The sequence below is a fragment of the Sulfuricurvum sp. genome, assembly GCF_028688295.1.
Taxonomy (GTDB): domain Bacteria; phylum Campylobacterota; class Campylobacteria; order Campylobacterales; family Sulfurimonadaceae; genus Sulfuricurvum.
The window spans coordinates 136,568-157,205 of the sequence record NZ_JAQTYM010000001.1 but is presented as its reverse complement, the minus strand read 5'-3'; the positions used below and the strand labels follow the sequence as shown (position 1 = coordinate 157,205).

General features: G+C 41.7%; 22 protein-coding genes. 5 read left to right on the top strand and 17 right to left on the bottom strand.

What is annotated here, in order from left to right:
• The 5 genes from cysN to cysK form a co-directional block, all read right to left on the bottom strand.
• Positions 1-1,399, bottom strand: a 1,399-nt coding sequence (gene cysN, locus PHR02_RS00880) for a sulfate adenylyltransferase subunit CysN (protein ID WP_299987610.1), incomplete at its 3' end; no start/stop codon positions are given.
• Positions 1,399-2,310, bottom strand: a complete 912-nt coding sequence (cysD, locus tag PHR02_RS00875) for a sulfate adenylyltransferase subunit CysD (RefSeq protein WP_299987607.1) — start codon at positions 2,308-2,310, stop codon at positions 1,399-1,401. The genes cysN and cysD, both read right to left, overlap by 1 nt.
• Positions 2,311-2,430: 120 nt before the next feature.
• Positions 2,431-3,138, bottom strand: a complete 708-nt coding sequence (locus PHR02_RS00870; RefSeq protein ID WP_299987604.1) for a phosphoadenylyl-sulfate reductase — start codon at positions 3,136-3,138, stop codon at positions 2,431-2,433.
• Between the two features lie 11 nt (positions 3,139-3,149).
• On the bottom strand, positions 3,150-3,380 hold the full coding sequence (locus tag PHR02_RS00865; RefSeq protein ID WP_299987601.1) for a DUF2061 domain-containing protein: 231 nt from the start codon (positions 3,378-3,380) through the stop codon (positions 3,150-3,152).
• Positions 3,381-3,403: 23 nt separating this feature from the next.
• A complete protein-coding gene (cysK, locus tag PHR02_RS00860) occupies positions 3,404-4,339 on the bottom strand; it encodes a cysteine synthase A (protein WP_299987597.1) in 936 nt (311 codons plus the stop codon).
• Between the two features lie 292 nt (positions 4,340-4,631).
• Here cysK and PHR02_RS00855 point away from each other — a divergent pair, with 292 nt between their 5' ends.
• Complete coding sequence (locus PHR02_RS00855) at positions 4,632-5,198, top strand: hypothetical protein (RefSeq protein WP_299987594.1); 567 nt, start codon at positions 4,632-4,634, stop codon at positions 5,196-5,198.
• A gap of 6 nt (positions 5,199-5,204) precedes the next feature.
• Here the strand turns inward: PHR02_RS00855 and PHR02_RS00850 are convergent, their stop codons facing one another.
• From PHR02_RS00850 to PHR02_RS00825, 6 genes are all read right to left on the bottom strand, one after another.
• Positions 5,205-6,029 carry a GGDEF domain-containing protein gene (locus tag PHR02_RS00850; RefSeq protein ID WP_299987591.1) on the bottom strand — a complete coding sequence of 275 codons (825 nt, stop codon included), beginning with the start codon at positions 6,027-6,029 and terminating at the stop codon, positions 5,205-5,207.
• Between the two features lie 160 nt (positions 6,030-6,189).
• A complete protein-coding gene (locus PHR02_RS00845) occupies positions 6,190-6,573 on the bottom strand; it encodes an LPP20 family lipoprotein (RefSeq protein ID WP_299987588.1) in 384 nt (127 codons plus the stop codon).
• A gap of 12 nt (positions 6,574-6,585) precedes the next feature.
• Complete coding sequence (locus tag PHR02_RS00840; RefSeq protein ID WP_299987585.1) at positions 6,586-7,455, bottom strand: hypothetical protein; 870 nt, start codon at positions 7,453-7,455, stop codon at positions 6,586-6,588.
• 19 nt (positions 7,456-7,474) lie between these two features.
• Positions 7,475-7,603, bottom strand: coding sequence for a hypothetical protein (locus PHR02_RS00835; protein WP_299987582.1), 129 nt, complete (start codon positions 7,601-7,603; stop codon positions 7,475-7,477).
• Positions 7,603-8,154 carry a hypothetical protein gene (locus PHR02_RS00830; RefSeq protein WP_299987579.1) on the bottom strand — a complete coding sequence of 184 codons (552 nt, stop codon included), beginning with the start codon at positions 8,152-8,154 and terminating at the stop codon, positions 7,603-7,605. Before PHR02_RS00830 ends, PHR02_RS00835 begins: the two co-directional genes overlap by 1 nt.
• Positions 8,155-8,233: 79 nt before the next feature.
• The gene (locus PHR02_RS00825) at positions 8,234-9,859 is read right to left on the bottom strand and encodes a YcaO-like family protein (RefSeq protein ID WP_299987577.1); all 1,626 of its coding nucleotides are present in this window, start codon (positions 9,857-9,859) and stop codon (positions 8,234-8,236) included.
• Between the two features lie 162 nt (positions 9,860-10,021).
• On the opposite strand from PHR02_RS00825, the gene PHR02_RS00820 reads away from it, so the two are divergent.
• Both PHR02_RS00820 and PHR02_RS00815 read left to right on the top strand, forming a co-directional pair.
• Positions 10,022-10,702, top strand: a complete 681-nt coding sequence (locus PHR02_RS00820; RefSeq protein ID WP_299987573.1) for a superoxide dismutase — start codon at positions 10,022-10,024, stop codon at positions 10,700-10,702.
• A gap of 62 nt (positions 10,703-10,764) precedes the next feature.
• Positions 10,765-11,097 carry an SHOCT domain-containing protein gene (locus tag PHR02_RS00815; protein WP_299987570.1) on the top strand — a complete coding sequence of 111 codons (333 nt, stop codon included), beginning with the start codon at positions 10,765-10,767 and terminating at the stop codon, positions 11,095-11,097.
• Between the two features lie 74 nt (positions 11,098-11,171).
• Here the strand turns inward: PHR02_RS00815 and ppsA are convergent, their stop codons facing one another.
• The gene (ppsA, locus tag PHR02_RS00810; protein ID WP_299987568.1) at positions 11,172-13,571 is read right to left on the bottom strand and encodes a pyruvate, water dikinase; all 2,400 of its coding nucleotides are present in this window, start codon (positions 13,569-13,571) and stop codon (positions 11,172-11,174) included.
• 69 nt (positions 13,572-13,640) lie between these two features.
• Between ppsA and PHR02_RS00805 the strand changes: the two genes are divergently transcribed.
• Positions 13,641-15,191, top strand: a complete 1,551-nt coding sequence (locus PHR02_RS00805; RefSeq protein ID WP_299987565.1) for a B12-binding domain-containing radical SAM protein — start codon at positions 13,641-13,643, stop codon at positions 15,189-15,191.
• 27 nt (positions 15,192-15,218) lie between these two features.
• On the opposite strand, the gene PHR02_RS00800 is transcribed toward PHR02_RS00805, so the two are convergent.
• On the bottom strand, positions 15,219-15,674 hold the full coding sequence (locus PHR02_RS00800) for a c-type cytochrome (protein WP_299987562.1): 456 nt from the start codon (positions 15,672-15,674) through the stop codon (positions 15,219-15,221).
• Between the two features lie 268 nt (positions 15,675-15,942).
• Here PHR02_RS00800 and PHR02_RS00795 point away from each other — a divergent pair, with 268 nt between their 5' ends.
• On the top strand, positions 15,943-16,230 hold the full coding sequence (locus tag PHR02_RS00795; protein WP_299987561.1) for a c-type cytochrome: 288 nt from the start codon (positions 15,943-15,945) through the stop codon (positions 16,228-16,230).
• 82 nt (positions 16,231-16,312) lie between these two features.
• Here PHR02_RS00795 and PHR02_RS00790 read toward each other — a convergent pair whose 3' ends face one another.
• The 4 genes from PHR02_RS00790 to PHR02_RS00775 all read right to left on the bottom strand — a co-directional run bounded on the left by PHR02_RS00790 (position 16,313) and on the right by PHR02_RS00775 (position 20,624).
• Positions 16,313-17,062: a tetratricopeptide repeat protein gene (locus PHR02_RS00790; protein WP_299987558.1), complete on the bottom strand. Its 750-nt coding sequence runs from the start codon at positions 17,060-17,062 to the stop codon at positions 16,313-16,315.
• 100 nt (positions 17,063-17,162) lie between these two features.
• Positions 17,163-18,143 carry a cytochrome c3 family protein gene (locus tag PHR02_RS00785; RefSeq protein WP_299987555.1) on the bottom strand — a complete coding sequence of 327 codons (981 nt, stop codon included), beginning with the start codon at positions 18,141-18,143 and terminating at the stop codon, positions 17,163-17,165.
• 14 nt (positions 18,144-18,157) lie between these two features.
• The gene (locus tag PHR02_RS00780) at positions 18,158-19,111 is read right to left on the bottom strand and encodes a cytochrome c3 family protein (protein WP_299987553.1); all 954 of its coding nucleotides are present in this window, start codon (positions 19,109-19,111) and stop codon (positions 18,158-18,160) included.
• A 4-nt stretch (positions 19,112-19,115) separates the two neighbouring features.
• Positions 19,116-20,624, bottom strand: a complete 1,509-nt coding sequence (locus PHR02_RS00775) for a cytochrome c3 family protein (protein ID WP_299987550.1) — start codon at positions 20,622-20,624, stop codon at positions 19,116-19,118.
• Positions 20,625-20,638 lie beyond the last annotated feature (14 nt).

Genomic DNA, 20,638 nt, shown 5'->3' with positions numbered 1-20,638 from the left:
TAACGATTCCGACATCCCAGTGCGGGAAATGGCGGCGGATGAGGGCATTGAGTTCTACTTCGAACGCCGACGTCCCTTTTTGCTCTCTCTTTGTTTCGGCACTGCCGGTGATCATCCCCGCAGCTACGGTATTGTTTGTTATTTTGTCGATCAAAATAAACCCTCCGCTTTGGCGATTATCTTCATACGTATCAAACGCCAAACGTTCCCCAAGCTGTAAAATAACCGAGCCGATGTCGTTCAATCCCAAATGATCCGTCTCATGCGTCACCTGCGTATTGACGTCAATACGATACTCGATCCCCTCTGCGCTAACCGAAGTGAGAGTTGAGCCTCTTTTGAAAAAATAGCTTTTCCTCGGTAAAAATATCGTTTCATCCATCCATACGAGATTGGCCGTGATCGTATCCGAGACACAGACACTCTCCCCCGCTTTGATCAGCAGATTTCCTCGGCTGATGTCGATCTCTTCATTGAGGGTGAGCGTCACCGCCTGATCGGTAGATGCCGATGTTAAACTACTGTCGTAGGTGACGATCTCTTTGACCGTTGCCTCTTTATTGGAGGGCATTACTGCTATACGATCCCCTACGTGTATCGTCCCCGCCAAGATCGTTCCGGCGAATCCTCTGAAATCGAGATTGGGGCGATTGACGTACTGCACCGCCATTCGAAACGGTGCATTCGCAGATGCCGCCGCCAAAGGGATCTCTTCGAGAAGTTCTATCAGCGTTTTCCCCTCATACCACGGAGTGTGCACGCTTCGGGTCACCACGTTATCCCCATCCAAAGCCGACATCGGCACTGAATGGATGCTCTGAATGCCGAGCTCGCGCGCAAACGTCCGATATTCGGTATCAATGCGATCAAATACCGCTTTGTCATACCCCAACAGATCCATTTTGTTAATCGCGACAATGACGTTACGAATCCCCAACAAACGGACGATAAACGAATGGCGACGCGTCTGTGTCACAATCCCGTAGCGCGCATCGATCAAGATGATCGCCAAATCTGCCGTAGAGGCTCCCGTTGCCATATTTCGAGTATATTGCTCATGCCCAGGGGTATCCGCAATAATAAACTTTCGTTTATCGGTCGAAAAATAACGATAAGCTACATCGATCGTAATCCCCTGCTCCCGTTCGCTCTGCAAACCGTCTACGAGGAGTGCCAAATCGATTCTATCACCAGTAGTACCCGATTTTTTGCTGTCGTTTTTGATGCTCTCTAACTGATCCTCGAAAATCATTTTTGAGTCGTGCAGCAATCGACCGATCAAGGTACTTTTACCATCATCCACACTGCCGCAGGTGATAAAACGGAGCAGCTCTTTATGTTCTTGTTCCCTAAGATAAGCCTCAATATCAGTGGCTATCAAATCTCCTTGATGTGCCATTAAAAGTACCCTTCAATTTTTTTCTTCTCCATAGAAGCTGAGCTGTCAGCATCTATCAGACGCCCTTGGCGCTCCGATGTTTTAGTCAACAACATCTCTTGGATAATATCGCTTAATGTCACGGCATTACTCTCTACCGCACCAGTCAGTGGGTAACACCCTAGTGTTCTAAAACGGACATTTTCTATTTTAGGTATTTCACCTTCACTAAGAGGAAACCGCTCATCATCAACCATAATTTTTACCCCATCACGCTCAACAACTGGACGCAATGCTGAGTAATACAAGGAAACGATCGGGATCTGTTCGAGATGAATATACTGCCAAATATCAAGTTCCGTCCAATTGGAAAGAGGGAATACCCGAATACTTTCACCCTTATGAATCCGCCCATTGTAGATATTCCACAATTCAGGACGCTGATTTTTCGGATTCCATCGATGGTTTTGATCCCTAAACGAATAAATCCTCTCTTTAGCACGACTTTTCTCTTCATCCCGTCTCGCTCCGCCAAAAACGGCATCAAACTCATAATAATTCAATGCCTGCTTCAATCCTTCAGTCTTCATCACATCCGTATACACTGCACTCCCGTGAGTAAATGGATTAATACCTTGTGCTATTCCCTCAGGATTAACATGAGTCAACAGTGTTAATCCCAATTCTTTGACCCGACGATCGCGAAATTCAATCATCTCTTTAAACTTCCATGTCGTATCAACATGCAGTAATGGAAACGGCAGCTTTGCCGGATAAAATGCTTTTATTGCTAAATGAAGCATCACCGATGAATCTTTACCGATTGAATAAAGCATTGCCGGATTATCAAATTCCGCGACCACTTCACGCATGATATGGATTGCTTCAGCTTCTAGTGTCTTCAGATGTGTTTTTTTCTCTTGTGATATCATGCTCTTCTCCTTTACTACCGTTTTTCAATCAAATAAAAATAGCCCAATCGGCCAACTCTTTGCGACTCGAATATTCATCTTCGAGGATTCCATCCAATATATCCAAGAAAAATTTCATACTCACTTCCTTTTCAAGTGGAGTCCACACTCCTTATGCTCAGAACTTTCCCACCACCATCGTCCGGCTCTGAGATCTTCTCCCTCGCATATTGCTCGTGTACACGGAGCACATCCGATACTCGGGTAGCCCTGATCATGCAGCACGTTGTAAGGGACCTTATTCTCATTAATATAGTCCCAAACCATTTGTTCACTCCACTCGATAAGCGGATTAAGTTTTATTAGAGTGTTTGCTTCATCCCATTCGACGAGTTGCATCGTCTCACGTGTAGGAGATTGAGATCGGCGCAATCCTGTAATCCATACTTCCAAACCCCCTAAAGCTCTGAACAGAGGTTCGAGTTTGCGAACTTGGCAACAGGCTTTACGGTTTTCAATACTCTCTCGAAATCCATTAATCCCCTGACTTTTATAAAGCTCCTCCAGAGCCGTTTTATCAGGACAAAAGACCTCTACGTTAATCCCGTATTTTCGATTTGTTTGATCCATCAGAGTATAAGTCTCTTCGGGAAGTCGTCCCGTATCAAGTGAAAATATCTTTGCTATAGGATCAATTTTAGCCATCATGTCAGTCAAAACCTGATCTTCAGCTCCATAACTTGATGCTAAAGCAATTCGTCCTTTATACGTTTGTAAAAAATGGGTCAGTATCATTTCAATCGATGCATCTTCAAACCACGTATTCAATAACTCAAAATCATTTTTCATACACCATCACCCTATATCTGATAATCGTTTTGGACCGCTTTGATCCGGCCAAAAGATGTTGCATTCCATGCTCGTTCATGAAAATAATATAAAAACATCTTCGTAACTACTTCGATTGAACCGATGGAAACTGCCATTACTAAATTACCAGTAATAAAATAAGAGACAATCATTGTATCGATGGTTCCAACTGTACGCCACGAAATAGCTTTAATCACGCTTCTATAATGTTTTTCCCCCATGATGCCCTTCCTCAATAACGCTTTTACGCATTCTCAGAGGGGAACTCATAAAGATCCGTACTTAAATACCGTTCTCCAGTATCGCACAAAATCGTTACGATCTTTTTCCCCAGATTTTCAGGACGTTCTGCAATCTTTTTCGCTGCTGCCACATTGGCTCCAGAGGAAATTCCCACTAAAAGTCCTTCGGTTTTTGCAATCATTCTTGATGTTGCAATCGCTTCATCATTCGTAATACGAATGATCTCATCATAAACATCCCGATTAAGTACTTGAGGAATAAACCCTGCTCCAATCCCCTGTATTTTATGAGGTCCAGCCAATTCACCCGAAAGTACCGCTGAAGCATCCGGTTCGACTGCAATGACTTGAATGTTCGAGTTATACTTTTTAAGTATTTCTCCCACACCGGTAATCGTTCCACCCGTTCCGATAGCTGCGACAAAAATATCAATTTGACCGTCGGTATCTCTCCAAATCTCTTCCGCTGTCGTTTCTCTGTGAATCTGTGAATTATCCGGATTGTTAAACTGTTGTAAAACAACTGCACCAGGGATAGAATTTCCCAGTTCAAGTGCTTTCACTACCGCGCCGCCCATTCCCTTTTCAGGTTCTGTCAAAACGATCTGCGCACCCAAGGCCACCAAAAGACGTCGTCTCTCCAAACTCATTGAACTCGGCATTATCAAAATCAGTTTTAACCCTAAACTTGCAGCAACACTTGCCAAGGCAATCCCGGTATTCCCGCTTGTTGGCTCAATAATGACACTATCTTCGGTAATCTCACCACGCTGTAGGGCTTGGAGGATCATATTGCATCCAATGCGGTCTTTAACCGAACTAGATGGATTCATAAATTCGCACTTCCCTATTATCATTGTTAAACCGTCAGAAAAATGGTTTAACGTAATAAGCGGCGTATTTCCAATCAATTCGGTGATATTGGCTGCAATTTTCATTGTTCACTCCTTTCCTTAGTGAGATTTATACTAAAATGAACAATTATTCATTTTTAAATTTTAAGAATTATACGAAGAAATTTTTTAGTTGTCAAGTAATTCTATAGAATTAGTAGTATTTATTGATTTCTCATTAACAAAAGCCCTATTTTGTGAGGGAAACGATAGTATTTAATTCATAGTAGATTAGTAATGTAGTAATAAAAATAACTCTTTAAGCGGTCTAAAATGATATAATTGCCACTTCTACCACTTACCTGTGCTACTATTTCCAAAAAAAATGAGGGTATTTATGGCTATTATTTCTATCGCTTCCACTAAAGGTGGAGTGGGTAAAACCTCTCTGGCTTTTTCTCTCGCCAAAGATCTGCGCTATCGCTATGCAACCAACGATATGTCGGTCGTTCTGACAAAGTATAAAAATGCCCGCTATTATCCGAATAAAATTCCACTCTATCCCGATACTGTTTATGATTTTGGTGGATTTGAGAATCCTCATGCAAATGAGATCTTGAGAGAATCAGACATAATTATCCTCCCCACGACGAATGATCTCAATTCGATTATGAAAAGCCTCGTCTTTATTAAAGCTTTTAGGGAGAAAACGATCCTTGTGTTCGCTAATATGCTTGAAAATCCAAATGATGCTCTCATGATAAAAGAGAAAATCCATGAACATTTCCCAAACCTTGCCTTTACCTATCTACGTCGAACAAAATTGCTAAAAAATGCTTTGGAAAGTGGGATGAGTGCAACAGAGCTGTATCAGAGTAATAACCATACCCAACATCTGTACAAGCAAGCTTACGGAGAATATTCGAAGATTTTGAACCTGTTTAGTGAAGAGAGTATCGAGTAATAAGCCTTAATATAAACCCGTTACTCTTTTTTTTATCTCAATTTTATCATCATACATGTTTTTGTCGGCTAATTCGATAATATCGATCAAGTTATCTCTCTCCTGGAATGCACTCACTCCGAATGAGAAACTCGTTCTAAACATCGTATCGTGAGCCTTTAACTTTTTGCTTAAAATATTTTCTCTCAAACTAGTGAGCTTATTCAATGCATCCCTTTCAGAAACCTCATTTGAGAAAAGAATCATAAATTCATCTCCTCCATACCGAACGATATTTTTGTCTACTTTTGTTAAACTATTTGCTATGTACATTAAAACTTTATCCCCAATGATATGCCCAAAAGTGTCATTTATCGCTTTAAAGTAATTTAAATCAATCATTGCAAGAGTCCCTGAGTGTTTAAAATATTGTGACTCTCCATCTAAAAATGTATCGTGAACCCATTTCCTATTAAATAGACCTGTTAATTCATCTTTATAGACCGAAGCTTTGAGTTTTTCGATCTCTTCACGCAGCATTTTCGTTTCTGATAATACCTCATTGAGAATAGTTTCATCTTTTGTTTGAATCGCAGTAATAGCTTTGTTGGTACTTTCGCTTAATTGTTGCATATTTTTAGAGGTTTCATTACTCAAATTCGTTAACAGTGTAATCTTTTCATTTAATTCACTATCAGCAATATTAACTTCGTCATTAATCTCTAATCCATGTTCAGCTGCAAACTTAAAGAAAAGAGCTGAATAGATACTCGGTGTAATAACATCTAAGCTATCTGTAGCATTAATCGTTTCATGAGAAATAATCTGTAAAATTTCCTGATTAGCATACATTTTTTAGTCTCCTTGATCTTAATACCACAACATAAAATTAGTGAAAGTATAGCGAAAACTAAGTAGCTTATGATTACAAATTGTTATCTATAGCTATTCCACTAATCTTAGAACCACCATTTTAATCAATTCAACGCGGACTGCTTTCCCAACACTTAACTTATTCTTGGCGTTTGTACTCGATCAGAAGATACGTTAAACCATTCGCATGAGATTCATCAATAATGTGATAATTATCAATCTTTCTTTGAGTCAGAACGGTTATCTGCTGATCAGTTTGTGTTTGTGCGGTTTCACTATTTTTATGAACGGATGTCAAAGAACGAACATCACTTTTCAACTGTGTAGCGATATCATTGAGTGCTTTACTTTTGGCTTCTAAAAAACTTTTACCGCTTCCTACTCCATAGACCGTTGAACCATCCATCATGGGGTGCTTTTGCACATACGGTGGTAGCGGTTCAGGGGTTTCAAACCACTTAAACAGCCAAAAGCCATACACACTCTGATAGGTGAGAAAAAAAATAACTGCATATTTTTTCATCGTCTACTCTCTCTAGTATCTAGGCCGGATAATATCACCCACTTCGATTGCGCTGTTATGATCTTCATCATCCATAAACATCCATGCATAATGAGCCGTAATCTGATCGGAAACCGTAGCGGTACCGATACGCACTTTGTTAGTAATCGTTTTTGCTTCAATCTCATCTTTAAATACAATCTCTTTATAAACAAGGAGTTTTTGCCCCTCATATACACCTTCATCTTTTCCCATATTAATCAAAAAAATAAACTCTTCATCATCTTCAATAGAGACTTTCTTGCTTACAATCAACCCCTCCGGGGCAACAGAGTTTGCAATCTGTTTGAAAAGTTTCGCCAACGATACCTGTAATGATTCGACGTATTTTGAACGATTGATCCCCGATTGATATCTTCCAGTGACCGAATACGAAAGATTATCTTTCGCTTCAAAAAACTTTTGTTCACCTTGGGGAGTTGTGAGTTGAGCTACTATGGCCGTTTGAACATAATACGTCCAATAAGGATCAGTGTAGTAGCTCTCATCTTTTATGTAAATAGCCTTATCGGTTTTTATTTTTCGTTTTCGTTCAATATATTGTGAAGGGCTAAACTGTTGGCTTGAACTTACATTATGGAGGGTCAATTTGAGGGTATACGTTCCATTCTGTTCCACTTTAAACACTTCTTTTGCATTATTGTAAACTAGAAAATAATCGCGCAGAACTCCCTCATATTCATGCCATTTTCCCATATCGAGAGTAATGTCGTCATGAAGTGTCGGTCGTATTACACGGTAATTTGCTTTATCTTCATCCACGATATTAAACGTAGAGACATCTTTATATTTATAAAGATCGACTTTGCTCGTTACGCTACATCCTCCCAGTAATACAATCAAGAATGTAAAAAAAATAACCTTATTTAGCTGTCTCACGATCAAGTTCTCCAATTACATTATCCATCATTTTTTTATTCGAATCAGAGGTGTGTGTACTACATCCCACAATCATGACAAGAGCCAAGGTTAAAAGAAGAAGTGATTTCATTATTTACTCTCGTCTGATTCAAGTTCTTTCCATACTTCAGTTGCTTGAAATTTTTGCCAAAGGGCATCTTGATTATTAAAAGAAGAATGAACATTTTTCTTGATCTCTTTATCAAACGATGAAGCATCCAAAACATACAACGTATAAAGAATGCCACTTTTACTGTCTAAGAAAAGTTTTTTCTGCTGAGACTGCTTCAGCGTTACATCCGTAATTTGTTTTGTTGCATACTGTAGGGCATAATCTAGCGTTTGATCCTCACCCATTCCAAGCTCTTGAGATGCTCGTTTAAACATATCTTTGACTCTAATGTCCATCTGGCGTGCCAATTCTGCCCTTGCTACTGCAGCAGCTTCAATCTTCTGGAGTTCAACGTCTCCCCCTTTATTAGGCTTGGCTGAACCTGAAGCAGCATATTTATCTCCCAATACAGTCGGTTCTTGGTACCACTGCGGTAAATCGTTCAAAGCATTACGTGTTTCAGGCTGATTAACGCATCCGCTTAAAACGAACATCAACATTCCGATTCCAAACAAGAGTATTTTTTTCATCTTGGCTCCTTCAAAAGTATCGTAGTACAGTATTATTGGATCATACTGCAGAGAAATAGTGAACCTTCTAAAATCGGGTTCAGACAACCAGTCCTTGAGTTTTTTTGACCTCTAAGCGATCATACATATCAAGCATATTGAGATAATGAGTATGCAATGCGGTACTAATGAAAGATTCTTCCCCGCTTAGAATTGCTACCGCCTTTTCAACCCGTTCAAAAGTATAGAGATCACGTAATGCTTGAGCATAATCACTAAATTCTAATCCTAACTCCGCCATTTGAATCAACTCAACAACGAGAACACTCATAGGATTCGTACTAAATTCCAAATAACTCACAGCCTCTTCAATGTTTCCTAACGATAGATGAAGCTGCGCTTTGAGCTCTCCGATTGTAAAGTTCTCTTCGAAAATCACCCCGATAAATTTCTCTACATTCAGATGATCTTCGAGTGCTTCGATCTCATCCAACACCGCTTCAGACTCATACTCGGCAAAGTTTAAAATCACTTCACGGTACATCTTTCCTCGATTACGGTTGTTATAGACCAAATCATCGATTGGGTACACCTCAGAGACTCCGGGAACAACCATCTGGCACGAGTAAAAGTTCAGATAATTGTAATCACGGATATAAATATCCCTCCCCATAGATGCAAAAATCGACGTGAGATAGGCAAACTCTTCTGCAGTACTTACACCAGTATATCCCCACCGTGAAAGTTCAAAGCTCTTTTTGGCACTCAAAAACTGTATCCCCATCTTGCCGTTCGAATCGATAAAATGAGATTCTATATTAAAGCTCTCCGAGACAATCGACATATCAAACGTCGGTACTTCGAAACTTTCTAGATTCTCCAACCCGCGCCCTTGCATCAGCTCCGTCATTGTACGCTCCAGAGAAACTTCCAAAATCGGATGGGCACCGAAAGAGACAAAGAGGGTCGCATTGGCTGGATTGATAAACGAGATCGCCGTGACGGGGTATTTACCGCCTAGTGACGCATCTAATACGTTCACAATATACCCTAATTCCCGAAGCTTTGTCAGATCGCTGTAAAGGCGCTCGAACTGCTGTAGAAATGGATCACCGTAGTGCGGAAGTGCATATCCATTCTTAATAATTTCGATTTTCGCATACCGCTCCAAAATCTCACTCATTGCCTGTACTTGTGCCTCTTGTGCCGTATTTCCGGTAGCAAGGCCATTACTAACATAAAGATTGCTGAGTATATTGATCGGAAAATAGACTACTTCATCACCAGTGAGCTTCCGAAATGGCAATGCCACAATTTTGTCTTCATAATCGCTGTTAAAATCGAGGAGCTCATCCATACTTAATTCACCATTAGGATCATACGTTCCCATCAATTCAGAGTTTAAATAACCTCCATTAAAATCAAATGCCACCTCATCAGGATAATATTTCCTCTCGGGTAGATGAAAATCGATAAAAAAGTTGTTGGTTTGAAGCCGTTCAATGTACTCACCGAGAGCACTGGCCGTAGAGGCTTCAGAATAGATTCCTTTACCGTTGGAATAAATATGTTTTGGCGCTTCTAAGGAGGCGAGGTTTACTGAATAGCAGTGATTAAGGGGGTGCTTTTCATGTGAATAACTAACGATACATCCCATATCGTTTAATATGCTTTCCATCTTTTTGATGGAATCTTCAACTGGGGCATTTTTTGAGACTAACTTCATATCGGTTCACTTCTATTAAATTATCACTAAGTATAGCCAAAAGAATTAACTGATTACTAATTTAAACTTTTCTTAAGTATGATATTAATTTCTTATTAGCCAATAAAATTTAACTACTATAAATTATTATAATGGCATATCTTCAAAATTGAGGAGTTCAAAATGAAACATGTACTTATGGAATTGCCTTTTGAGCAATCTGCATTAGCACCTTACATTTCTGCCGAAACACTCTTGTATCATTACGGTAAACATCATGCCGGATACGTCAATAAACTCAATTCACTTATTGTGGGGAGTGAGTATGAGGAGAAATCGCTTGAACACATTGTTAAATATTCGGATGGCGCTATTTATAACAATGCGGCTCAAATCTATAACCACGATTTTTATTGGAAAGGACTCAAAAATGGATCCACGTCTCCATCGGTTGAACTTTTAGGTTTAGTTGAACGTGATTTTGGATCAATAAAAACATTTGAAGAAACTTTTTTAGCTGCTGCCGCAGGTTTTTTCGGCTCAGGCTGGGTCTGGTTAATTATTACCAATCAAGGCAAATTGGAGATTAAACTCACTTCGAATGCCGATACACCGATACGTCATGGAGACACCCCTCTTTTAACCTGCGATGTGTGGGAACATGCCTATTATATTGATTACCGAAACGGACGGGTAGATTATCTTTCAAACTGGTGGAAACTGATCAATTGGAATTTTGTTTCTGCTAATCTTTCCCATTTTATGAACGATCCGATTGCTGGCTATAATCAACCGTGCAATGATCTGAATTCACTCTGTGAGTACGTTGATTTTATGCAAAACAATGAGCGGACACCCTCTTAGTTTACGCCTTGTTGTCATATCTACGTTACGATAGCGTATCTAAAAACATTGAGGTTACCATGATGGAAATACTATTAGGATTAAATCTATTTTTGCTCTTTATACTTGTCGGAATGTTCGCAATATGGATATGGGCAATGATCGATATCATCACCTCCAAATTCAAAGAAGATCTGATGCAAGTGGTGTGGCTTCTCGTCGTCTTCTTCTTGCCGTTTATCGGCGTTTTACTCTATCTGTTGCTCGGACGAAATATGAAACGAACCCCTCCGGAAGAGCAAAATCCGAGTCATAAATACGATCATCTCACGAAACTCAAATCGCTCTTGGATGAGGGGATACTGACACCCGAAGAGTACGAAGCGGAAAAAGAGAAGATCCTAAACCGCTCGTAAGTTTCTTCCGTTCGCCCTGAGCCAGTCGAAGGGTAGAACGGTTCATGGTTCGACACGCTCACCACAAACGGAGACTAAATCTTTGATGCTTCTAATACACTCACCACCTGGCGCATTTTGAGGAGCGAATCGGGATTGAGTGAAATCGAATCGATCCCCTCCTCTACTAAAAATCGGGTGATTTCAGGATAATCCGAGGGTGCCTGACCGCAGATACCGATGTATTTCCCCCGCTCTTTACAGGCGCGTATCGCCATCGAGAGCATCCGTGTCACCGCTTCATTGCGTTCATCAAACACTGCCGCGACAAGTGTGCTATCACGATCGACTCCGAGGGTGAGCTGAGTGAGGTCATTGGAGCCGATACTGTAGCCGTCGAAGATTTCCAAAAACTGATCGGCTAAGATAACATTGGAGGGGATTTCGCACATTGCGTATATCTCCAAGCCGTTTTCCCCTTGCACCAAGCTTGCTTCATTCATCACGGCAATGGCTTTGCGCCCCTCTTCGGGAGTACGGACGAAGGGGAGCATCACTTTGACATTATCAAGCCCCATATCATCCCGTACCCGCTTCAACGCTTCGCACTCCCACTCAAATGCCTCTTTGTATTGCTCAGAGTAATAGCGACTTGCCCCGCGAAATCCGATCATCGGGTTCTCTTCGTCCGACTCATAGGCTGCGCCGCCGACCATGTGTTTATACTCATTGGATTTAAAATCACTGGTACGGACAATAACAGGACGGGGATAAAATGCTGCCGCAATCATCCCTACGCCCTCAGAAATCTTGTCGATAAAAAACTTCTTGGGATCATCATACCCCAACATCGCGGCTCTAATCGCTTTGTGCTCACGAATCTTTTTCCCACGGGAAAGTTCCACCAGTGCCATAGGGTGTGCTTTGACGGTGTTGGAGATGATAAACTCCATCCGCGCCAGCCCAACTCCATCATTAGGGAGTTTTGCCACTTTAAAGGCGATATCAGGATTACCGACGTTCATATAGAGTTTTGTCTTCGTCGGAGTAAGATTGCCCAAATCGATTTGGGTAATCTCATACGGAACCGATCCCTCATAGACCACTCCGTTCTCCCCCTCCGCACAACTCACCGTTACCGCATCAGTATCGTGCAATACGTCGGTCGCATTGATCGTCCCGACGATAGCAGGAACACCGATCTCACGTGCGACAATGGCAGCATGACACGTCCGACCTCCGCGATTGGTGATAACGGCGGAAGCTTTTTTCATAATCGGTTCCCAATCGGGATCGGTGATATCGGCGACGAGGACATCTCCGGCATTAAAGTGTTCCCCCTCGGCGGGAGAGTGGATGATTTTGACATTTCCTGATCCGATCTTATCGCCGATCGCTTTACCGCTAAGGAGTATTTTCGCACTCACTTCTCCCTTAAAGCGGTACTGTTCCAGCGTCGTATCACTCATTTTACGGCTTTGCACCGTTTCAGGGCGGGCTTGGACGATAAAAAGCCCACCCGTGAGACCGTCTTTTGCCCATTCGATATCCATCGGACGGTATTCCCCCGCCATCGCGGTGTAATGTTCCTCGATAATCAATGCATAGCGAGCCAGCGTCGCAACCTCATCGTCGTTAATCGAAAATTGTTCCTGTAGCTCTTTCGGTGTGGAGAGGTTCATCGTGTGGTGGCGTTCATCGTAAGTCATCGTGAGAGCTTTAGAGCCGAGTTGGCGTTTGAGGATAGAGACTTTATTCTCTTTGAGAGTCGGTTTAAAGAGAAAAAATTCATCGGGATTAACCCGTCCGCCGACGATATTCTCCCCCAACCCCCAAATCGAGTTGATGAGGATCAGATTTTCCGAACCGTTTTCGGTATCGATCGTAAACATCACCCCGCTGCTGGCCAAGTCGCTGCGCACCATTTTCTGTACCCCCACCGAGAGGGCAACGCCGAAATGGTCATACCCGCGACTGTTGCGGTAACTGATTGCACGGTCGGTAAAGAGAGAGGCAAAACACCGTTTTACGTGCTCGATGAGCATCGTCTCACCGCGAACGTTCAGGTAGCTCTCCTGCTGCCCTGCGAAGCTCGCATCGGGCAAATCTTCGGCCGTTGCGGAGGAGCGTACCGCCACATCTACCGACACCGTGCCATACTCCTCCTCCATAGCACGATAACTCTCGGCAATTTCGGTTTTTAACACTTGCGGTATTTCACCGCTGAGCATAAGAGAACGTATCGCATCCCCACATCGGTTCAACGCTTCAATATCACTCAGATCGACGCCGTTAAAAAACTGACGTATTTTCGGTTCAAAACTATTATGAGCGATAAAGAGACGATACCCTTCCGCCGTTACGGCAAATCCTTCGGGAACTTTTACCCCCAGAACTTTGAGTGAGCTTATCATCTCTCCTAAAGAGGCATTTTTGCCTCCGACCAATGCAATATCATTGATTCCTAATGAATCCAGAGTGCGAATATAATGCATAATATCTCCCTTTAGGGCGTAGTATCTGTAGAATACCATATAATACGTTTATCTTTTATCGGAAACCTTATGCACACTATTCTTCTAACGACGTTAAATGCCCGCTACGCCCATACCGCATTGGGTTTACGCTATCTCTATGCCAACCTGCACGAGCTCCAATCCGAAACAAAAATCATCGAATTTACGATGAATGAACAGATACAGAGTATCGCTGAAGATTTGCTCAAACACGCACCGCGAATCATCGGCATCGGTGTCTATATTTGGAACGCCGCTCAGAGTGCAGAGCTGATCCAAACCCTCAAAAAAGTCTCGCCTCAAACGATCATCGTCCTCGGCGGTCCCGAAGCAGGATACCAGCCGCATCGCGTCGATTTTAGTAAAGCCGATTACATTATCAGCGGTGAGGGGGAAGTGGCATTTTATGATTTGTGCAAAAAGTTGCTTTCTCCCGTTCGCCCTGAGCCTGTCGAAGGGTTTCATGGTTCGACAGGCTCACCACGAACGGAGACACCTCATTTCATTAAAGCTCCTCTTCCCGATCTTAAAGAAATCAACCTCCCCTACACTGCTTTCAACGACGAGGATGTAGAACACCGATACATCTACGTCGAAGCTTCACGGGGATGTCCGTTCGAATGTGAGTTCTGCCTCTCCTCCATTGATGAGAAAGTGCGTAATTTCCCCCTTGATCAGCTCCTCGAAGAGTTTGAAACTCTTTGGCAACGCGGTGCTCGAAGTTTCAAATTCATCGACCGCACCTTTAATCTCAACATGACCTTCGCTAATCGAATATTGGATTTTTTCCTCTCCAAAGAGCCACCCTACTTTGCCCACTTCGAAGTAATCCCCGATCACTTCCCCGATGTACTCAAAGAGAAGATCAAACTATTTCCCGCAGGATCATTGCAGCTTGAAATCGGTATCCAAACTCTCGATCCTGTGATTGCAAAAGGGATTAACCGACCGCTGAAACTCGAAAAGATTTTCGAGAATCTCCGCTTTTTGGAAAATGAAACTCATGCGCACATGCACCTCGATCTCATCGTCGGATTACCGGGCGAAACACTAGAGGGATTTGGTCGCAATCTTGATAAGCTTGTTTCACTTACCCACAGTGAGATCCAAATCGGAATACTTAAAAATCTCTCAGGAACAACCCTCTCTCGCCACGATCAAGTGCACGGAATGATCTACTCAGACATACCACCCTATGATATTCTTCAAAATAATCATCTCAGTTTTGAGCAAATACAAAAAATGAAGCGGTTTGCGAGGTTTTGGGATATTTTTTACAATAGCGGAAGTTTTACCAAAACAGTTCCTCTCCTTTGGCGTGAGGGGAGCGTATTTGATGGGTTTTACGCCTTTAGCGAATGGATCTACACCCAAACTCTCTCCACGTGGAAAATCTCACTGGATCGTCAAATCACATTGATCCATACCTATCTGTGTGAACATAATGATAAAGAGATCGTGGAAGCGGCTTTGGTTGAAGATTTGGCTACTCGTCCAGAGAAAACCATCCCGTTTTTTCTGCGACAATCGACAATCGAGAAAAAAGAAAAAGAGGCCAAAGCAGTTACACCAAAACGACAAGCTAAACGCTCTACCTAAGCTTTCGTTTGATGTTCTTACTATCACCTATTTGCTTTTTGATTCCCATAATTGATTTGCTTTTTGAATCGTTCCGTATTGGGGATTGGCAATAAAATAATCACGGATAAACTGCTTGTATTTTATCTGTTCCGGTGTCAACACTTCATCTGTTGATATATTTTCATCTACTGTACTCTTTGGCGGTATTAACGTCGAAACATAATAAGCGACTTCTTTCATTTCTGCATCACTTAATTTCGTTGCCTGACCGCTCATCATATTCCCGAATCCATATTGATTAAACTTGCCGGCTTTGTACATTTTTAACCGTTCAATAACCCTTTCTTCTTTCCATCCGGCAATGATCTCGCTCACACCCAGAGATTTTTTTTCGCCCACTTCTCCATGACACGCTATACAGCGTTGAAAGACCGATGCCCCATCTGCTATAGAGAGTGTAACTGTACCTACTAAAAGTAACACTATTGTTTTCAATTTCATGATCCTTATTTCTCCTGTTATACCAGTGGATTTACCCCTGATTTTTAAAATAGTTATTTATTATAGTGCATGATTCTTAAAATTTTTATACATTTTATAAATTTGCTTTTATTATTTGTAACAACTTTGTGATATAATTATTTCAAATAGTTACGCTTAGTAACATGCGGTCATGATTGTGAAAATACAACAGAAATTATTTGGAAAAACAAGATATATTCTTATATAATTTTTTTGTATATATAATTAAAACACGGAGTCATATCAAATGAAAAAAATAGTTCTTGGGCTTTCCCTTACAGCAGCAGCTCTTTTCGCAGCAGACGGTGCAGCAGTATATAGTAAATGTGTAGCTTGCCATGGAAAAGACGGTCAAAATACAGCGATTTCAGGTGTAGCACTTTCAGGTGACGCGGCTTCAATTGAGAAAAAATTGAATGGATATAAAGACGGTAGCTTCGGCGGTGCTAAAAAAGCAATGATGGTTGGACAAGTTGCTTCTCTCTCTGCTGATGATATCAAAGCTGTTTCAGCTCACATTGCTGGATTGAAATAATTCTTGAATTTTGAAGAGGCTACCGCCTCTTCTCTCTATGTTTACTATCACCTCGTCTCTTAAAGAGACCAAGCTTCTTCTTTTATTGTAATAACTGCTTTTCGTAGGGAGGAATTTCATCCCATTTGTTTTGATCCAAAACTTCTTTAGCTTCTTTATTCCCATTAAGATACGCATTTTGCATGTATACTTTTGCTTCTTCAGTATTTTTCTCTACACCATCACCCGTTAGATACATTTTACCAAGATCATACTGCGCATCAGCACAATTTTGGAGTGATGCTTTATTCAGATACTCTTTTGCTTTTACCATATCTTTATTAATTCCTAAACCGGCACGGTACATTTTTGCAACTTCATTCTGCGCTTTAGCATACCCCTCATCTGCAGTTTTCTTATACCAGTAAAATGCTTCTTGATAATCTTGCTTCGTACCTTTTCCATGGTAGTACATATCCGCGATGTAAAGCTCAGATTTGGTATCTCCCTGCTCAGCCGACTTTTTGAACCATCCAAACGCTTTGTTAAGGTCTTTAGCTGTCCCGCGACCGTCATAATACATATACCCAAGATTGAACTGCGCCTTGTCATGCCCCTGCTTAGCTGCTTTTTCAAACCAATAGAGTGCTTTCGCATCGTCTTTTTTCGTCATCATACCCTGATAGTAAAATCCCCCTAGAGCAAACTGTCCATCCGGATCTCCCGCATCAGCTTTGGCTTGCGCCGCTTTTACTGCCTGTTCCTTCATGTCTCCTGACTGTGCCGATAAACTCACTGCCGCCGTGCTCAATAACATGGCATTGATTAGGGCAATAGAAAGAATCTTTTTCATAACATTTCCTTAATATAGTCTATTGTTTATTCTATAGGAAAAAAGATTAATATATCTTTATTATCCGTTTAGAATTATATTTTTTTCTTTTATCTCATTATTACTTTTTATGACATTTAGCACATATACTCATTGGGCTTTTTTCCATAATCAACGAACGTGTATCCGAAGCATGCGGATTATGACAGCTAATGCATTCCAACTCCTTTCCCGGACGTGATGGATCGGGTTTTCCGCGTGTAGGATGGGTTTTAGCGATGATGGTATTGATGATATGATTACCGCTTATTTTATCGGCATGACATGATGTACACAAATCCCAGGGTTTGGCTCTGAGATAAAAACGCTCTTCCCCCGAATGGGGATTATGGCATCTGGTGCACTGCTTTGCATCAAAGGGCATATGGTGAAACCGTTTTGCTTCCCATGTCTCTTTCTCTTTTTTATGGCAGTTTAGACACGCTTCACCGATTTTATCGGGAAGTTTAAATGTGTATTCTCCCCCTTTTTGTGTCTGATGGCAAGAGGTACAAAGCCAATTAATAGCAGGGGCATGGCCGTGAGGTCGCGCAGTTAGTTTCTGATGGCACCCGTAGCAGTTGGAATCGGTAGGATTTTCAAACGCGACTCCCGGGCTTTCATTCACTTCCATCTTGTGGCATGGGGAACAACGTTTCTCATTTGAGGCCAAATGAAACATCTGTACCGAATAATTTTCCGGGGGATAGCGGTATTTTTTCTCCGTAACAATATCATGATAGATGATCGTAGAGAGTTTGCCGATCTCCCCCTCCTTTCCGATGGCCGTGAGGGTTATCTTGTTTTCGCCCGGCAAGAGCCGAATCGTTTTGCAATAAGTATTTCTACCCTGAACCGCCAACATATTAATCTGTTGATCCGTTTCAGTTGTAATAACGATCTTCTCTATCGTCGCCGATGTCACCTTTACTACGACAGAAGCGCTCTGTTCATGATACACCGACAAAGATGCCGGAGCTAGTAATTGCATACCCGAATCAGCCCCTCCCCACAAAAGAGATACGGTAAAGATCATTCCCGCCCAAAAAAGCTTTTTTCTCATACTCTTTATTGCCCTCATCGTACTGCAGCTTTTCCGGCTCCACGTTTATGTGGATCATCTAAAAAGAATTTCGCGTCCGAAGCGTGTGGATTATGGCATTGCACACAACTTCCCCTCTCTTCTCCCGGACATTTGGAATCGCCTCGTATTGCTGAAGAGAATTTTTTGTCCCCATGGCATCCCAGACATAAAGAAACAGCAGATTCATGGTTAAACATAGCATTTGAAGCCGCGTGCGGATTATGACACCGAGTACACTGCCCCGAATCGACAGGGAGATGTCGGTATTTTTTTGCATCCCATATCTGTTTGCTTTTGTCATGGCAGCTAAAACAGATCGAGGCAATCGGCTTGGCCGTCCGAAATTTAGATTCCCCCGCCAAGCGAGTGCCTTGAGTAGAATGACAGCCTGTACAGAGCCAATTAAGTGCGGGGGCATGAGCGTATTTTTCGTCTATAATATGTTTATGACAGCCGTAACAGTTAGAGTCCTCGGCGTCAATAAAGGCTACCCCTTTCTCTTCATTGATACTCATATCATGACATTTAGAGCACATTTTTTCATTCTCATCCGTATGAAAAAACTGTTCTTGAAAGTGAGCGGGAGGTATTTTTGCCCCTTTATGCGATGGAGAAACAAAAAAAAGGTCATTTTTTTCTTCATACGCCAATCGCTCCCCTACGTATCCCCTGACCCGAATTGTATTCTCGCCTGGATGAAGTTTGAATGTTGTTGAACAGACATTGTCACACTCTTTGCTCAGTACCACAGGATAAGCTTCATTCTTATCAGTCACAATCATCAGACGGCTGATGTTCCGATCTTCTAATCTGAGTGTAATCGAGACATGCCCTTCCCTGTAAATCTTTTTATCCATAACGGGAAATATCTCCACACCCTCTACAGCCATGATAGCTGAAACAGACAATGTGATCAACCAAAGTGCTTTGATAAGTATGCGGTTCATTGCATCATCCCTCTCTTTTCCCAATCCCTTTAGGACTCACACGGTCATACTCGAATTTTTTGTGACATGCCGGGGCGCAGGAACCGCCATTAGGGGCATCGACAAAGCGCAACGGAAATTTGATGCTATTAAAATCGGTAAAATCACGAATCAAATGTTTATTTTTAGAGGCGTGTTCGTCATGACATGCCCGACATGCACGCCCTTTACGGTCGTTTACATGAAGATTGTGTAAATTGACACCACCGTCACGAAACTTGGTAATTTCGTCATTCTCCGTATATTGTTCAGTGATTTTAGACTCTTTGTGACATTTGAAACAAAAAAAGTCTTTGTTTTCAAGATTGGCATAAAAGTTTTTGGTAAACGATTTTTTGAGGATACTGAAGTTATCCGATCCGTGTGGATCGTGACAAGCACCGCATCCGCCATCTTTACCGTTAGCATCTCGTATCGGCTTATGCCAATTGGGATTTTCTTTGAGATGCTGGGCCATATTCATCAGCATCCCTCCATCTTCTTCTGCTTTGAGTGATTTATTATGACACTCCAAACACACCTGTACCGGATCTTTCTTTAGGATATTCGGATGATTCGAGGAGTGGGGATCATGGCATTCGAGACATTTATTTTTGCTATCACTCACTGCTCCATGTTTGTATTTTGCATTATTAATCCACTGACGCATATTTTTATGATCTTTTAGTGAACTGTGACAATCGAGACAAAACTCCAGTCCCACCTCTTTTTTCATCAATGTTTTATAGTTCGATGTATGCGGATCGTGACACTCTAAACAACTTTTTTCGGCTGGTTTGTGTTTGAATTTTCCGTTCATTGTAATGAACTTACTCACCCCTTTTGCACCGTTTTGTTTATCATGGCATTTCAGACAAGTATCATTAATCGAATTACCTTTAAGCATTTTTGGGGTATCGGACTGATGCGGATCATGACACGACATACAGGCACCATCTTTAACCGGCTTGTGATCATACGCTTTCGTGTATTTGGTTTTGTGACACTCATAACAGATCTCCTGTATGTTCTTTTTAACTAAAGCAGCAGGATTATCCCCCTTAGAGATATGGCAGATTTGACATGCTCCCATCTTAAATGGCTCATGAAGGTGTTTTTTGAGCGGTTTGAATTTGGCAGGTAAATCTTTCAAATCGACGAGTTTTGCCTCTTTAATCATCGTTTTAGTGTGGGTAGGCCGCTCTTCGGAACGGATTTCATCTCGTGGGATCTCCGTCGGTGCAGCCGCTTCTATTGCCGTTTCACTGTTAGGTGATTCCAGATCTTTTGCGATCTGTTCCACATCGATCCCAGCAAGCTCTTCGTCACTAATATCGATATTTTCTTCGTGATCAGCATTCAGTACATTTGTCGCTATCTCTTTCATGATACTCATAAAACGTCCGAATTTTTCTCCGGCATCAAATTGATAAAAAGCAATTCCTACCACCAGTAATAATAAGAGGAGTATCGCTTTTAGACCGTATTTTTTCATAATAATTGTTTCTT

Bases quoted from the DNA above. Each gene is read 5' to 3' on its own strand.
- PHR02_RS00845 (WP_299987588.1), bottom strand. From the start codon at position 6,573: ATGAAAAAATATGCAGTTATTTTTTTTCTCACCTATCAGAGTGTGTAT.
- PHR02_RS00855 (WP_299987594.1), top strand. From the start codon at position 4,632: ATGGCTATTATTTCTATCGCTTCCACTAAAGGTGGAGTGGGTAAAACC.
- PHR02_RS00865 (WP_299987601.1), bottom strand. From the start codon at position 3,380: ATGGGGGAAAAACATTATAGAAGCGTGATTAAAGCTATTTCGTGGCGT.
- PHR02_RS00785 (WP_299987555.1), bottom strand. From the start codon at position 18,143: ATGAGAAAAAAGCTTTTTTGGGCGGGAATGATCTTTACCGTATCTCTT.
- PHR02_RS00825 (WP_299987577.1), bottom strand. From the start codon at position 9,859: ATGAAGTTAGTCTCAAAAAATGCCCCAGTTGAAGATTCCATCAAAAAG.
- PHR02_RS00780 (WP_299987553.1), bottom strand. From the start codon at position 19,111: ATGAACCGCATACTTATCAAAGCACTTTGGTTGATCACATTGTCTGTT.
- PHR02_RS00835 (WP_299987582.1), bottom strand. From the start codon at position 7,603: ATGAAATCACTTCTTCTTTTAACCTTGGCTCTTGTCATGATTGTGGGA.
- PHR02_RS00775 (WP_299987550.1), bottom strand. From the start codon at position 20,624: ATGAAAAAATACGGTCTAAAAGCGATACTCCTCTTATTATTACTGGTG.
- PHR02_RS00815 (WP_299987570.1), top strand. From the start codon at position 10,765: ATGGAAATACTATTAGGATTAAATCTATTTTTGCTCTTTATACTTGTC.
- PHR02_RS00800 (WP_299987562.1), bottom strand. From the start codon at position 15,674: ATGAAATTGAAAACAATAGTGTTACTTTTAGTAGGTACAGTTACACTC.
- PHR02_RS00830 (WP_299987579.1), bottom strand. From the start codon at position 8,154: ATGAAAAAAATACTCTTGTTTGGAATCGGAATGTTGATGTTCGTTTTA.
- PHR02_RS00850 (WP_299987591.1), bottom strand. From the start codon at position 6,029: ATGTATGCTAATCAGGAAATTTTACAGATTATTTCTCATGAAACGATT.
- PHR02_RS00870 (WP_299987604.1), bottom strand. From the start codon at position 3,138: ATGAAAAATGATTTTGAGTTATTGAATACGTGGTTTGAAGATGCATCG.
- PHR02_RS00795 (WP_299987561.1), top strand. From the start codon at position 15,943: ATGAAAAAAATAGTTCTTGGGCTTTCCCTTACAGCAGCAGCTCTTTTC.
- cysD (WP_299987607.1), bottom strand. From the start codon at position 2,310: ATGATATCACAAGAGAAAAAAACACATCTGAAGACACTAGAAGCTGAA.
- PHR02_RS00790 (WP_299987558.1), bottom strand. From the start codon at position 17,062: ATGAAAAAGATTCTTTCTATTGCCCTAATCAATGCCATGTTATTGAGC.
- PHR02_RS00805 (WP_299987565.1), top strand. From the start codon at position 13,641: ATGCACACTATTCTTCTAACGACGTTAAATGCCCGCTACGCCCATACC.
- PHR02_RS00820 (WP_299987573.1), top strand. From the start codon at position 10,022: ATGAAACATGTACTTATGGAATTGCCTTTTGAGCAATCTGCATTAGCA.
- cysK (WP_299987597.1), bottom strand. From the start codon at position 4,339: ATGAAAATTGCAGCCAATATCACCGAATTGATTGGAAATACGCCGCTT.
- ppsA (WP_299987568.1), bottom strand. From the start codon at position 13,571: ATGCATTATATTCGCACTCTGGATTCATTAGGAATCAATGATATTGCA.